Origin of the sequence: Methylobacterium mesophilicum (assembly GCF_022179445.1) — a bacterium.
GTDB lineage: Bacteria > Pseudomonadota > Alphaproteobacteria > Rhizobiales > Beijerinckiaceae > Methylobacterium > Methylobacterium mesophilicum.
The window spans coordinates 155,914-167,719 of record NZ_BPQU01000006.1; the positions used below are offsets into that span (position 1 = coordinate 155,914).

An 11,806-nucleotide genomic window follows, 5' to 3' on the forward strand; every position below is an offset into this window, starting at 1 on the left:
TCCAGGACGGGGCAGGCTAAGCAAGTCGGAGGCCAAGTTTGGAGCCATGCAAATGAAGCGCGCCGGACGCAGCGTCCAGCCGATGGAATGCGCCCTCGGCCTTGCAACTTAAGCGGATGTGAGACGCGGAAAACTCATCGTCCTCGGTGGTCTTGCTTCGGATCGCGCCGGGATCGCCTAAGATAGTCTTTCCGGTCCGGGTCCTCATCCCGAGATGCGGCGGCGTCGCCACGGCCACGAAGGAGCCCGCCGGCCGGCCGCGCGATCCCCGGAAGGCGCCTTCGCGGTTCGCCGCGCTCGCGGTGCGGGCCGGCGATGCCCAGCGCGTCATCACTCCCCAACCGTACGGATTGATCCGCCCGTGCGCCCCGCTACAAGCGGTTGCGTGATCGCCCCCCGCCTGCGCCTCCTCGCCCTCCTCCCGCTGCTCTGCGCCGGCCCGGCCGCGGCGGCCCCGTCCGAGGGGGCGACCGAGACCGTCGAGCAGGCTTTGTGCCGCCTCATCGACGATTCCGCCAAGGCGCGCGGGCTGCCGGTGCCGTTCCTGACCCGGCTGATCTGGCGCGAGAGCAGCTTTCGCGTCGGCGTGGTGAGTTCGGCCGGCGCGCAGGGCGTCGCGCAGTTCATGCCCGGCACCGCACGGGAGCGCGGCCTGCTCGACCCGTTCGATCCCGAGCAGGCGATCCCGCACGCCGCCCACCTGCTGGCCGACCTGAAGACGCAGTTCGGCAACCTCGGGCTCGCGGCGGCGGCCTATAACGGCGGTGCCGGCCGGGTCAGCAAGTGGCTGTCCGGCGAGGGCGGCCTGCCCGCCGAGACCCGGGCCTACGTCGCCGCCATCACGGGAATGCCCGCCGAGGATTGGCGCGGCGGCACCGCCGGGACGATCACGTATCCCGAGGGCGGCGCGCCGGAGGCGAAGGCCAAAGAGACCAAAGAGACCAAGGCCGAGACCAAACCCGAGGCGCCGGTCACCTGCCTGCAGGTCACGGCCAGCCTGCGCATCCCGTCGCGCGGCGACCGCTTCGCGCTGGGGCCGAACGAGGGGCCGGCGGCGCCGTGGGGCATCCAGCTCGCCGGCAACTTCTCCAAGGCGCTGGCCCTGCAGAGCTTCAACCGCGCGCGCAGCGCCTATGCCGGGGTGATCGGCGAGGCCCGGCCGATGATCATCGGCACCCGCCTGCGCAACCGCGGCACCCGGGCGTTCTACCGGATCCGCCTCCCCGCCCAGAGCCGCCAGGCCGCCGACGACCTGTGCGGCCGCATCCGCAAGGTCGGGGGCGCCTGCATCGTGCTGCGGACCTGATTTTTTAACCGCTGCCCCGCTCGCGTCATCAATCCGCCCCGAGCGGAGCCCTGAATGGGCCAATCAGGGCAACCGGACGGGATATGACACGGCTCCTCATCGCGCTTGCCAGCCTCCTCGGCCTCGGCCTCGCGGCGTACGCTTTCACCGCCGCCTCGCCGCTGACCCTGTTCGACGCGATCGGCCCGCGCGACGCCGGCGGCCGCCTCGCGGCGCGCGACCAGGCCTTCGGCGAGGGGACACGGCGCCGGCTCGACGTCTACGTCCCCACGGTGGCGGCCGAGAAGGCGCCCGTGCTGGTGTTCTTCTACGGCGGCTCCTGGCAGAGCGGCTCCAAGGACGACTACGCCTTCGTCGGCCACGCGCTGGCCGCCCAGGGCTTCGTGACGGTGCTGCCCGATTACCGGCTCTACCCGGAGGCGCCGTTCCCCGGGTTCCTCAAGGACGGCGCCGCGGCGATCGCCTGGGTGCGGGACAACATCGCGGCCTATGGCGGCGACCCCCGCCGCATCGTGCTCGCCGGCCATTCGGCCGGGGCCTACAACGCCGTGATGCTCGGGCTCGATCCGCGCTACCTCAATGCCGCCGGTGTCGACCCCAAGGTGATCAAGGCGGTGGCGGGCCTGTCCGGCCCCTACGACTTCCTGCCGCTCGACCAGGACACCACGACCAAGGTGTTCGGGCAGGCCCCCGACCTGCCCCTGACGCAGCCGATGACCTTCGCGGGCCCGCTCTCGCCGCCGACCTTCCTGGCCTCCGGCGATTCCGACACCGTGGTGAAGCCGAGGCACACGGTCAGCCTCGCCGCCAAGCTGCGCGCCGCCCACGTGCCCGTGCAGGAGCGGGTCTATGCCGGGCTCGACCACAAGGACACGCTGCTGGCGCTGTCGGTGACGTTCCGCTCCAAGGCCCCGGAACTCGCCGAGATGGCCTCGTTCCTGATGCGCCAGGCCGCCGGGCGGTCGCAATACACCATGCGGCGGTAGGGCCGCACCACTCAGCGCCGGCCCGGAATCTCGACCGTCCGCGCGATCCCGATGGCGCGCAGGAACGCCGGATCGTGGCTGACCACGAGCAGCGCGCCGTCATAGCCCCGCAACGCCCCCTCCAGCAGCGCGACGGACTCGATGTCGAGGTGGTTGGTCGGCTCGTCGAGGATCAGCAGCCAGGGCGCCTCCTTCCGACCGAGGAGGGCGGCGAGCCCGGCGCGCAGGCGCTCGCCGCCCGAGAGCGTGTCCACCCGCCGCCCGGCCTCGCGGTTGCGGAAGGCGAAGCGGGCGCAGACCGCATAGGCCTCCCGTTCACTCAGACCCTCGTTTAGGCGGCGGACATTGGCCAGGATGCTGGCGGCGGGGTCGAGCAACCCGACATGCTGGTCGAGCATGGCGACCCGGCCCTCCGCCCGCCGCACCCGGCCCTTGACCGGCATCGTTGAACCCGCCGCCACCGTCAGCAGGGTCGTCTTGCCCGCGCCGTTCGGGCCCTCAACCGCCACCCGCTCCGGACCGGTGATCGCGAGCGTCCAGGGACCGAGCGGGCCGCCGCCGGGATCGGCGACGACATCCTCCAGGGCGAGCAGGTCGGCCCCCGAGGGCAGCCCGCTCGGCGGCAGGGAAATGGTCAGCGGCGCCAGCACCTCGACCCGCCCCCGCGCCGCCTCGGCCCGGGCGGCGGCATCCCCGATCAGCCGCTCGCCGACGGCGCGGACGCGGGCGCCGGTCTTCTCGGCGCGCTCTGCCCGGGCGCCGAGCAGGATCTTCGGCTCCGATCCTTTGGCCGCCGCGGCGCGGCCGGCCCTGTCGCGCCGGGCCTTGGCTTCGCGTTCCTGCCGTGCGGCCTCGCGCACGTCGCGCAACTGGATGTCGGCCCGCTCCAATTCGGCGGCGGCGCGGGCCCGCTCGGTCTCCCGCCAGGCCGCGAAGGCGGACCAGCCGCCACCGACGATCCGAACCCCGAGGGGCGTCAGTTCGACGATGCGATCGACATGCTCCAGCAGAGCGCGGTCGTGGCTCGCCACCAGCACCCCGCCGCGCCAACCGCGCAGCAGCGACTGGATCGCGTCCCGCCCGGACCCGTCGAGATTGTTGGTCGGCTCGTCGAGCAGGATGAGATCGGGCGTCTCGGCCAGAAGGCGCGCGATGCCGACCCGCGTGCGCTCGCCGCCCGACAGCGTACCCATCCGGCGGTCGAGGGGCCATCCGGGCAGGCCGGCTTCCGCGAGCGCGGTCGCGATGCGCGGTTCCAGGGTCCAGTCTGCGGCATCGAGGTCGTCGGGGCTGCCGGTTCCGGCCAGCACCCGCTCCAGCGTCGCCAACCGGGCGGCGATCCCGAGCGCGTCCGCGAGCGTGCAGTCGCCCGGCCAGTCCTGTCGGAGCAGGCCGACCGAACCCGAGCGTTGCAGGCTACCGGCGGCGGGCTCGGCCTCACCCGCGACGACGCGCAGGAGCGACGACTTGCCGGAGCCGTTGCGGCCGACCAGCCCGACCCGCTCGTTCCCGAGCGACAGACTCAGATCGTCGAAGAGGGTCTGGCCCTCAGGCGTGCGGAGGGCGAGACCGTCCAGGGTGAGGAATGCGGACATAGCGAGCCGGGAGCGTGGACGAGACGGGGCGAAGAGTGGTGTTCGTCCTGTCGTTCACGGCGGCGCACTCCTTCTGGGCTCCAGAGGAAAGCTAGAACCGCCGGGCTGGGTGGCGCAACCCGGGGCCGACGATCGCCGCGCGCGCAAGGGCGCGATGTGGCGCGGCGGTCACGCCAGCACCGGCACGTGCGGGGCGCAGGTCCGGGGCAGGACGCCGGTGAGGCGCGGATCGGGTGCGACTTCGACCGCGACGGCGCAGGGCGTGAAGCCGGAGCGGCGGTAGAGACCGAGCGCCCCGGGATGGTCGAACGTGCAGGTATGCACCCAGAACCGCCGGATCGGGTGCGACCAGGCGCTTTGGATCGCCGCGTCGATCAGCGGGCGGCCGAGCCCCTGCCCGACCGCGCTCGGGATGAGGCCGAGGAAGGCCAGCTCGCAGGTGTCCGGTTCGCGGAAGTCGAGCTCCAGCAGGCCGAGATCCGTGCCGTCCCGGCGCAGCGCCAGGATCTCGACGCGCGGATCGTCGAGGATCGTCTGCAGCGCCGCGTCCGGCAGGGTCAGGCGCGAGAACCACAGCCAGTCCGCCCCGACGGCCCGATACAGCCTGCGGTAGGTCTCGCAATCCGGCCGGACGAGGCGGTGCAGCGCCGTCCCGGCCGGGAAAGGCCGCGCTGGCCGCGGGGCCGGCGGCTCGACCATCTCGAGGCTGGTGACGATGGCCGCGATGTGGCCCGGCGGGACCGCGGAAAAGCCCGGCGGCAGCTCCGGCGAAGACGGGTTGGTTGGCATCGGCTCGGAGCTGTGGCGACCGCGAAGGCCGCCACCCTATCCGATTCCCGGCCCTCAGATCTGGATGCAGATCTTGCCGAAATGGCGGTTGCTCTCCTGGTGCCGGAACGCCGCCACGATCTCGTCCAGCGGGTAGACGCTGTCCACGACCGGCCGCAGGCCGCACGCCTCGATGCCGCGGATCATCGCGATCTGCTGGCTGCGGCTGCCGACAAGCACGCCCTGGAGCCGGATCTGCCGGATCAGCGCCGGCACCAGCGGCAGCGGCCCGGCCACGCCCGTCAGGATCCCGATCACCGAGACGTGGCCGGCGACCCGCACGGCCGCCATCGACTGCTCCAGGGTGCCCGGACCGCCGACATCGAGCACGTGGTCGACGCCGCGCCCGTCGGTCAGGCGCCTTGCGGTGTCGCCCCAGGCCGGGTCGGCGCGATAGTTGATCAGGTGGTCGGCCCCGAGGGCGCGCAGGCGCTCGAGCTTCGCGTCGCTGGACGAGGTGGCGATCACGGTCGCGCCCGCCGCCTTCGCGAATTGCAGGGCGAACAGGGACACGCCGCCGGTGCCCTGCACCAGCACCACGTCGCCGCCCTTGAGCCCGGCATCGGCGTGGAGCGCCCGCCACGCGGTGAGCGCGGCCGTGGTCAGCGTCGCGGCCTCGGCATGGTCCCAGCCCCGGGGGGCGTGGGTGAAGGCGGTCGCGGGCGCCGTCACCCGCTCACGGGCGTAGCCGTCGACCCCGTCGCCCGGCACGGTGCCGAAACCCTCGACAAGCGGCGTGCCGTCGAGCCAGGTCGGGAAGAACGTGCTCACGACCCGGTCGCCCACCGCGAACCCGTCCACGCCCGGGCCCACCGCCTCGACCTCCCCGGCGCCGTCCGACATCGGTACCCGCGCCTCGCTCGGCCCCCACAGGCCGCTCACCACGGCGTAGTCGTGATAGTTGAGCGAACTCGCCCGCAGCCGCACGGTGATCGCGCCGGGGCCCGGCTCAGGCACGGGACGCTCGCCGAACCCCACCGCGTCGAAGCCGCCGCCGGGCTGGACGATGACCGCCCGGGATGCCGATTGGGTCATGGTGCACCTGTTGTCTGCGCGGGGCCGGCGGGTGTTCCCGCGATCCCGACCGGATCGAACTGGCCGCCACGCCGGATGCAGGAGCGGCGGCAAGAGCATGCTGCTCGATGAAGCGTCACATCCAGAAAGTCCTGTCTCAGACAATCCCTGCCTCAGAGAATCCCTGCCTCAGCGGATCAACTCGATCGTGACACCGGCGGCCCCGGCGATGTCCGGCCAGCGCCGCTCCGCCGTGAGGGCGGGTACGCCTTCTCGCTTCGCCAGAGCCAAGCAATAGCGGTCCCCGAGCGACAGGCCGCCTTCGAGCGTGATCGAACGTAAGAGGCCCGCGTCGTAGGACAATGCCGCATCGACGGGAAACAGGCGGATCGGCAGGGGCCGCAGCAGCATCTCGATGTCGTGGCGTCCAGCACCGAGCTTGGCGTAGTAGCCGATCACCTCGGCGAGGTTGACGGTCGTCATGACAGAACCGTCGAGCCCGGCCTTGACCGTGTCGGCCCCCCGCTCTCCGAGCAGGAGCGCGAGGAGAGCCGAGGCCTCGAGGACGAAGCGTGTCACTCGCGCTCGGCCTCGCGGGCGCGGTCGGCCAGGAAATCCTCGACCGAGGCGCCGACGTGGCCGCCGATCAACCGGCGGCTCATATCCTGCGCGCGCGCCACCACCTGATCCAGCGTCCGGAGCACGATGGCGTCCCCGACATCTTCGACGATGACCTCGCCGCCATTGCCGAGCCCATGCCTTTTGCGGAGGTCGGCGGGCAGGCTCATCCGTCCATCAGGCATGACCTTGGCCCGCATGGGGTACCTCCACGTTATGCCGTGCGTGGATCTATACGCCACGAGGTATCTCCGATGCCAAATCTGTCATCTTGAGCCGTCGCCTTCGCAGGCCCCCTCCTGCGTTCGCCTCCGCTAAGGTTATCGCCAGATCTTCCGCTGCAACGGCTGGTCGCCCCATCGCCTCGGCCTCCGCACCCGCTACAATGGATGCGCGCCGCATCCCGCGGCCCCTGAGTGGAACGGCATGGCTTCGGCGGACGCGGCGATCGGGATCCCGGCCGGGACGGCCCAGGACGGCGTGGCCGGGCGCGACCTGCCGGATGTCGTGCGCGTGCTCCTGAACGGGGCGGTGTTCGTCCTGCTGTGGAACCACGACTGGCTCAAGGACCTGTCCGACCGGTCTTCGCTGGCGGCCTCCGAGGATGGCAGCCTGCTGACCCAGGTGCTGTTCCTGGCGGCGGGCCTCGGCATGGCGGCGGCGCTCCACCGGATCGGGTTCCGCCACCTGCGGCCGCTCGCGACCTGGCCGCTGATGCTGTGCGGCGCCTGGCTCGGGCTCACCGCGCTCCTGTCGGTGGAGCCGAGCCTGTCGCTGCGCCGGCTCGCCCTGCTCGGCATCGCCACGATGCTGTCGGCGGGCGTGCTCTTGGTCGCGCGCTCGCCGCGGCAACTGGCCCTGACCATGGCCTGGTCCGCGCTGGTGATCCTGGTCGCCTCGTACCTGGCGGTGGCCCTGGTGCCGGATCTCGCGATCCACTCGGCCTTCGACGTGAATTCCGATCCGAGCCATCCGGGCCTGTGGCGGGGCATCTTCCCGCAGAAGAACGAGGCCGGGGCGGCCATGGTGATCCTGGTGATCGTCGGGCTCTACGTCGCCGCGGCCGCGAGTCGGGTGCTCGGCTGGATCATCGTGCTCCTGGCCCTCGGCTTCCTGGTGGCCAGCGGCTCCAAGACCGCGATCCTGCTGCTGCCGGTTATCCTGGCGGTCACCGGCCTGTGCCGGATCCTGACCGGGCGGGGCCTGCGGGCGCTGCTGCTGCTCGGGCCGATCGCCGGGTTCTCGCTGGTCTCGATCGGCTCGATCCTGGTCCCGGCGATCCAGGACGCGGTCGGCACGCTCCTGACCGACGTCACCTTCACGGGGCGCAGCGAGATCTGGCAGTTCGCCCTGGACAACATCATGGTCCGCCCCTGGCGGGGCTGGGGCATCGGCGCGTTCTGGATGACCGAGCGGACCATGTATGGCGGCTCCGAGGAGCTGACCTGGGTCAACACCGCCAACCACTCGCACAACGCCTACCTCGACACGGCGCTGATCGGCGGATTCCCGTTCCTGGCGCTCACCGTGGTGGCGTTCGTGCTGGCGCCGGTCCGCGACCTGCAGCGCGTCGCCGGGGGGCGCGGCCTCGATGCCGAGACGCTGCTGTTCCTGCGCCTGTGGTTCCTGGGCCTCGTCTCGGCCTCGTTCGAGACCGTGCTGTACAACGGCAACAACGCCACCTGCTGCATGTTCATGATGGCGGTGTTCGGCCTGCGGCTGCGGACGCGCTACGCCTTGGCGGCGGGGTGAACAGGGTCGTTCGCATCAGGGTGACGGGCCGAAGTCGCCGCCCCATCCGGGGTCGTACGGCAGGCGGGAAGAAGCTGCGGTGCGCGATCCGCTGTCTCACCATCGACGTCCCAGCCCGAGGCGGGCGTCCGACACAAGCGCCCTCAGCCCGGCTCCTCGTCGGGGACGGTGTCGCGGAACGGCACCGTGAGCACCAATTCGCCCGCCTCGTCACCGATCTCGAAGGCGCATTCCATCCAGTCGCGGATGAAGGTGTGGCGCTCCCGCGCGATCATCCCGCGCGCCTGAGACAGGGCGTTCTCGCGCGCCGCGCCCAGGTCCGCGCAGTCCTCGCCTTCCGGATCCACGGCCAGGCCCGCGGGGCCGGGACGATGACGGACGTTGAAGAAGTAGCGCGGCATCACGCCCCCTCGATCAGCCGGGCGAACTCACGCTCGGGCAGGCCGTAGCTGTCGTCGGCCACCGCCTCCAGGGCCGCCCGCTCCAGGATCGTGATGCGGCCGCGCCGGGCCCGGATCAGGCGATGCCCCTCCAGCGCCTGGATGGCCAGGGTCGTGCTGGAGCGCTGCACGCCCAGCATCATCGACAGGAACTCGTGCGTGAGGAGGAGGTCGTCCCCGTCGAGCCGGTCGTGGCACATCAGCAGCCAGCGGGCGAGGCGGATGTCGACCGTGTAGCTCGCGTTCGCGAAGGCGGTCTGCGCGGTCTGGAGGATCTGTACCTGGATCGAGCGCAGGAGCATCGTGTGCAGGCGCGGGCTCTCGGCGACGGCCGCGTACAGCGCCTCCGTGTCGATGACCAGCATCGTGCCGGCGTTCTGGACGAAGTGCTCGTGCGGCGTGCGATCGGTGCCCAGCAGGATCGGCGAGGCGCCCCCCAGCCCCTCGCGTCCGACGATGCCGACCTCGACCTTCCTGCCCGCGCCGTGGGTGACGATCGAGCCGAAGCCGACCTCGGGGAAGTACAGCTGCCGGATCGGCGCGTCGGCCTCGATGAGCGGCTGGTGCAGGACCGTGGTCACGGGCTGCAGGTGCGGTTGAAGCAGAGCGAAGTCGTTCGGTGCCAGCGCCTTCAAAAGACGGTTGTGGAGACTGGATTGCTCAGGCTGGGGCACGCTTCCGCTCCCGTCGCGGCAAGAGCACACGCCGTCTCTCAAGCGCCTGCGCCCGGATCATCCGACAGGCGACACTCTCATAATCCAGTCGACTCGGCGGTATCAACCCGCGAACTCAAACCTATGTTAGCGGGAAACGCAGTATTCCGCATGGTCGGATACCATACCGACGTCCGGATGCATCTTCCACGACGATGGATCGTCGGTTTACAGCTTGCGTTATCCATCCATGCGTGAGCCGAATGAACGGACGGCTCGACCGGCGGGAGCGTTGCATGCCACAGATGGGACAACAGCGTGCCATCCTGCTCGCCGAGAGCGACGCCGTCATCGGCATGGACCTGAGCGACGCCCTGGAGAGGGCCGGCTACCGCGTGCTCGGGCCGGCCAGGACCACGGCCGAGGCGCTGAGCCTGCTGGTGCAGCGGAAGCCCGACCTGGCGTTCGTCGACGGATCCCTGAAGGACGGCAGCTTCATCGAGCTCTCGCACACCCTGCGCCGGCTCGACGTGCCGATCCTCGTCCACCTGGAGGCGGGTCAGGACCGGCATCTGACGCCCGACCTCGCGGGCGTGCCCTGGCTCCTCAAGCCGGCCTTGTCCTTCGACGTCTTGGCCGCGCTCCGTGAGCTGCTGTCGGCGTCGGTGCTCGCGAGAGCCGCCCCGGTCCCGCGCCTCCGGCCCTCCGGCACCGCGGACAATCCGCTGATCCGCAAGCTGAGCGGCTTCACGTCCCTGTCGTACGCGGACCGGGTCACGCTGGCGCGGATCAGTGCCGAGCCGCGCCGGGTCGCCCCCGGCACCGACCTGGCGCGCGAGGGCGACCGCCCCGACGGCGTGTACCTGGTGATGAACGGCGTGGCGGCCCGGCACAAGCTGCGGGTGAGCGGCGCCCGGCAGATCATGGCGTACCTGGTGCCGGGCGACCTATGCGACCTCGACGTCGCCCTGCTGAGTGCGATGGACCATACCATCACGGCCCTGTCGGCCTGCGAGGTCGTGCGCCTGGCGCCCGAGACGGTGGCCGACCTCCTGGCGAACCATCCGCAGATCGCGCGCGGGCTGCGCAAGGCCCAGCTCGTCGACGAGGCGACCCTGCGCGAGTGGCTGGTCAACGTCGGCCGCCGTTCTGCCCTAGAGCGGCTGGCACACCTGCTCTGCGAGTTGCTGCTGCGCCTGCGCGCGGTCGGGTTGGCGCCGGGCGACAGCTACGAACTGCCGCTCACCCAGCTGGACCTCGCCGACACCGCCGGGCTCACGCCCGTCCACGTGAACCGCACGCTCGGGGAACTCCGGCGACAGGGGCTGATTGAACTGAGGACGAGACGGCTCACGATCCTCGACTTGCCCCGCCTGCGGGCGCTGGCGGAGTTCCGGCCGAATTACCTGCACCTTGGAGACCAAGCGGCGGCATGACTCTGCGCCTGCAACCCATCCAAGTCGCGACGGGCAGCTACGACACCGAGGGTCAGCTGGTCTTCGCCGATGGGTTCCTCGCGGCGGTGCTGGTGAAGCTCTCGGGATTCCACCAGGACATGGCCGGGATGTGGTTCCTGGAGGCCGGCTTCGGCCGGGTCGACACCGCGAACCGGCCGACGTTCTCCGACCTCGACGAGGCGCAGGACTGGATCACGCGGCAGCTGGAACGGGTGCGCTGATGCCGCCCGCCGCAACGCATGATCAGGTCCGCGAGAACGGGCCGTTGGCCGGTTCGATCTGGTCCCGATCCCCGAGGACGCGCCGCGCGGAGGCGAGGATCTGGATCACGCCCCGGCTGTCGCATTCCTGCCGGGCCACCGCCTCCAGGTCCCGCAGGTAGGCGATCACCGGCTCGCGCGCCCGCGGCCCCTGCCGCAGGACGGGTTCGACCTTCGTGGCGACATGCACGGCCAGGCCGTCCCAGAAGTCCGGATCCTTCGAAGACCCATCCGTCATCCAGCGTGCTCCGTTCCGGGAGGGCGGCCCCGTTGACCATGGACCGAGGGGGCGGAAGACCATGATCGACGGGACCGACCGGAGAGGATCCGGCGCGCCCGATTTGGCGCAGGAGCGGCGGCGACGAAATCACCTGGGTTGCGTCACCCGCCCGGTGCGACAGTGCCGTCCATGCGCCGCGCCCACCGGGCCCGGCGTCGGGGTTGCCAGGCCCGGCCTACGCCTCCGGCACCGGGCGCGGGCGGCGGTCGTCGCCGATTGCCACGAAGGTGAAGGTCGCCTCCGTGACCTTCATGGTGGTCTCGCTCGCCCGCTCCCGGCGCCAGACCTCGACCTGGATCCGCAGGGACGAGCGCCCGACCGTGATCAGCCAGGCGTAGAGGCTGACCTCGTCGCCGACGAAGACCGGGTGGTGGAAGGTGATCGCGTCGACCGCGATGGTGGCGCAGCGCCCGCGCGAGCGCCGGGCCGCGACGCTGCCGGCCGCCAGATCCATCTGCGCCATCAGCCAGCCGCCGAAGATGTCGCCCGCCGGGTTGGTGTCGGCCGGCATCGCGATGGTGCGGATCACCGGCGCGCCGCGATGGCTCGGCTGGCCATCCGCGCCGTCCCTGCCCTGCTCCTGCGTCATCGTCCGGACGAATCCCCGCCGCCAAAGG

Annotated in this window: 14 protein-coding genes; 5 read left to right on the forward strand and 9 right to left on the reverse strand. The window is 71.4% G+C overall.

Annotation, left to right across the window (positions count from 1 at the left end; translation table 11 throughout):
* The first annotated feature begins 385 nt into the window (after positions 1-385).
* Both MFF40_RS09315 and MFF40_RS09320 read left to right on the forward strand, forming a co-directional pair.
* Positions 386-1,306: a lytic transglycosylase domain-containing protein gene (locus MFF40_RS09315; RefSeq protein ID WP_238260208.1), complete on the forward strand. Its 921-nt coding sequence runs from the start codon at positions 386-388 to the stop codon at positions 1,304-1,306.
* A gap of 83 nt (positions 1,307-1,389) precedes the next feature.
* Positions 1,390-2,292: an alpha/beta hydrolase gene (locus tag MFF40_RS09320; RefSeq protein ID WP_238260210.1), complete on the forward strand. Its 903-nt coding sequence runs from the start codon at positions 1,390-1,392 to the stop codon at positions 2,290-2,292.
* An 11-nt stretch (positions 2,293-2,303) separates the two neighbouring features.
* Here the strand turns inward: MFF40_RS09320 and MFF40_RS09325 are convergent, their stop codons facing one another.
* The 5 genes from MFF40_RS09325 to MFF40_RS09345 form a co-directional block, all read right to left on the reverse strand.
* Complete coding sequence (locus MFF40_RS09325; RefSeq protein ID WP_238260212.1) at positions 2,304-3,887, reverse strand: ABC-F family ATP-binding cassette domain-containing protein; 1,584 nt, start codon at positions 3,885-3,887, stop codon at positions 2,304-2,306.
* Positions 3,888-4,055: 168 nt separating this feature from the next.
* Complete coding sequence (locus MFF40_RS09330) at positions 4,056-4,676, reverse strand: GNAT family N-acetyltransferase (RefSeq protein ID WP_238260214.1); 621 nt, start codon at positions 4,674-4,676, stop codon at positions 4,056-4,058.
* Positions 4,677-4,730: 54 nt separating this feature from the next.
* Complete coding sequence (locus MFF40_RS09335) at positions 4,731-5,750, reverse strand: zinc-dependent alcohol dehydrogenase family protein (RefSeq protein ID WP_238260215.1); 1,020 nt, start codon at positions 5,748-5,750, stop codon at positions 4,731-4,733.
* Positions 5,751-5,918: 168 nt separating this feature from the next.
* Complete coding sequence (locus tag MFF40_RS09340) at positions 5,919-6,308, reverse strand: PIN domain-containing protein (protein ID WP_238260216.1); 390 nt, start codon at positions 6,306-6,308, stop codon at positions 5,919-5,921.
* Positions 6,305-6,547, reverse strand: coding sequence for an AbrB/MazE/SpoVT family DNA-binding domain-containing protein (locus MFF40_RS09345; protein WP_147855093.1), 243 nt, complete (start codon positions 6,545-6,547; stop codon positions 6,305-6,307). The genes MFF40_RS09340 and MFF40_RS09345 overlap by 4 nt, the downstream gene beginning before the upstream one ends.
* Positions 6,548-6,773: 226 nt before the next feature.
* Here MFF40_RS09345 and MFF40_RS09350 point away from each other — a divergent pair, with 226 nt between their 5' ends.
* A complete protein-coding gene (locus tag MFF40_RS09350; protein WP_238260217.1) occupies positions 6,774-8,099 on the forward strand; it encodes an O-antigen ligase family protein in 1,326 nt (441 codons plus the stop codon).
* Positions 8,100-8,242: 143 nt separating this feature from the next.
* Here the strand turns inward: MFF40_RS09350 and MFF40_RS09355 are convergent, their stop codons facing one another.
* Positions 8,243-8,500, reverse strand: a complete 258-nt coding sequence (locus MFF40_RS09355) for a DUF6894 family protein (protein WP_238260218.1) — start codon at positions 8,498-8,500, stop codon at positions 8,243-8,245.
* Complete coding sequence (locus MFF40_RS09360; protein WP_238260219.1) at positions 8,500-9,213, reverse strand: Crp/Fnr family transcriptional regulator; 714 nt, start codon at positions 9,211-9,213, stop codon at positions 8,500-8,502. Before MFF40_RS09360 ends, MFF40_RS09355 begins: the two co-directional genes overlap by 1 nt.
* A 275-nt stretch (positions 9,214-9,488) precedes the next feature.
* Between MFF40_RS09360 and MFF40_RS28915 the strand changes: the two genes are divergently transcribed.
* Both MFF40_RS28915 and MFF40_RS09370 read left to right on the forward strand, forming a co-directional pair.
* Entirely contained in the window at positions 9,489-10,628 is a 1,140-nt protein-coding gene (locus tag MFF40_RS28915) for a helix-turn-helix domain-containing protein (RefSeq protein WP_308447702.1), read from the forward strand.
* The gene (locus MFF40_RS09370; protein ID WP_147855090.1) at positions 10,625-10,870 is read left to right on the forward strand and encodes a hypothetical protein; all 246 of its coding nucleotides are present in this window, start codon (positions 10,625-10,627) and stop codon (positions 10,868-10,870) included. The genes MFF40_RS28915 and MFF40_RS09370 overlap by 4 nt, the downstream gene beginning before the upstream one ends.
* Positions 10,871-10,892: 22 nt before the next feature.
* On the opposite strand, the gene MFF40_RS09375 is transcribed toward MFF40_RS09370, so the two are convergent.
* Together MFF40_RS09375 and MFF40_RS09380 are read right to left on the reverse strand one after the other, a co-directional pair.
* Positions 10,893-11,147 carry a hypothetical protein gene (locus MFF40_RS09375; protein ID WP_147855089.1) on the reverse strand — a complete coding sequence of 85 codons (255 nt, stop codon included), beginning with the start codon at positions 11,145-11,147 and terminating at the stop codon, positions 10,893-10,895.
* A 217-nt stretch (positions 11,148-11,364) separates the two neighbouring features.
* Positions 11,365-11,778, reverse strand: a complete 414-nt coding sequence (locus MFF40_RS09380) for an acyl-CoA thioesterase (RefSeq protein ID WP_147896380.1) — start codon at positions 11,776-11,778, stop codon at positions 11,365-11,367.
* Positions 11,779-11,806: the final 28 nt, after the last annotated feature.

Bases quoted from the DNA above. Each gene is read 5' to 3' on its own strand.
- MFF40_RS09320 (WP_238260210.1), top strand. From the start codon at position 1,390: ATGACACGGCTCCTCATCGCGCTTGCCAGCCTCCTCGGCCTCGGCCTC.
- MFF40_RS09325 (WP_238260212.1), bottom strand. From the start codon at position 3,887: ATGTCCGCATTCCTCACCCTGGACGGTCTCGCCCTCCGCACGCCTGAG.
- MFF40_RS09330 (WP_238260214.1), bottom strand. From the start codon at position 4,676: ATGCCAACCAACCCGTCTTCGCCGGAGCTGCCGCCGGGCTTTTCCGCG.
- MFF40_RS09335 (WP_238260215.1), bottom strand. From the start codon at position 5,750: ATGACCCAATCGGCATCCCGGGCGGTCATCGTCCAGCCCGGCGGCGGC.
- MFF40_RS09345 (WP_147855093.1), bottom strand. From the start codon at position 6,547: ATGCGGGCCAAGGTCATGCCTGATGGACGGATGAGCCTGCCCGCCGAC.
- MFF40_RS09350 (WP_238260217.1), top strand. From the start codon at position 6,774: ATGGCTTCGGCGGACGCGGCGATCGGGATCCCGGCCGGGACGGCCCAG.
- MFF40_RS09355 (WP_238260218.1), bottom strand. From the start codon at position 8,500: ATGCCGCGCTACTTCTTCAACGTCCGTCATCGTCCCGGCCCCGCGGGC.
- MFF40_RS28915 (WP_308447702.1), top strand. From the start codon at position 9,489: ATGCCACAGATGGGACAACAGCGTGCCATCCTGCTCGCCGAGAGCGAC.
- MFF40_RS09370 (WP_147855090.1), top strand. From the start codon at position 10,625: ATGACTCTGCGCCTGCAACCCATCCAAGTCGCGACGGGCAGCTACGAC.
- MFF40_RS09375 (WP_147855089.1), bottom strand. From the start codon at position 11,147: ATGACGGATGGGTCTTCGAAGGATCCGGACTTCTGGGACGGCCTGGCC.
- MFF40_RS09380 (WP_147896380.1), bottom strand. From the start codon at position 11,778: ATGACGCAGGAGCAGGGCAGGGACGGCGCGGATGGCCAGCCGAGCCAT.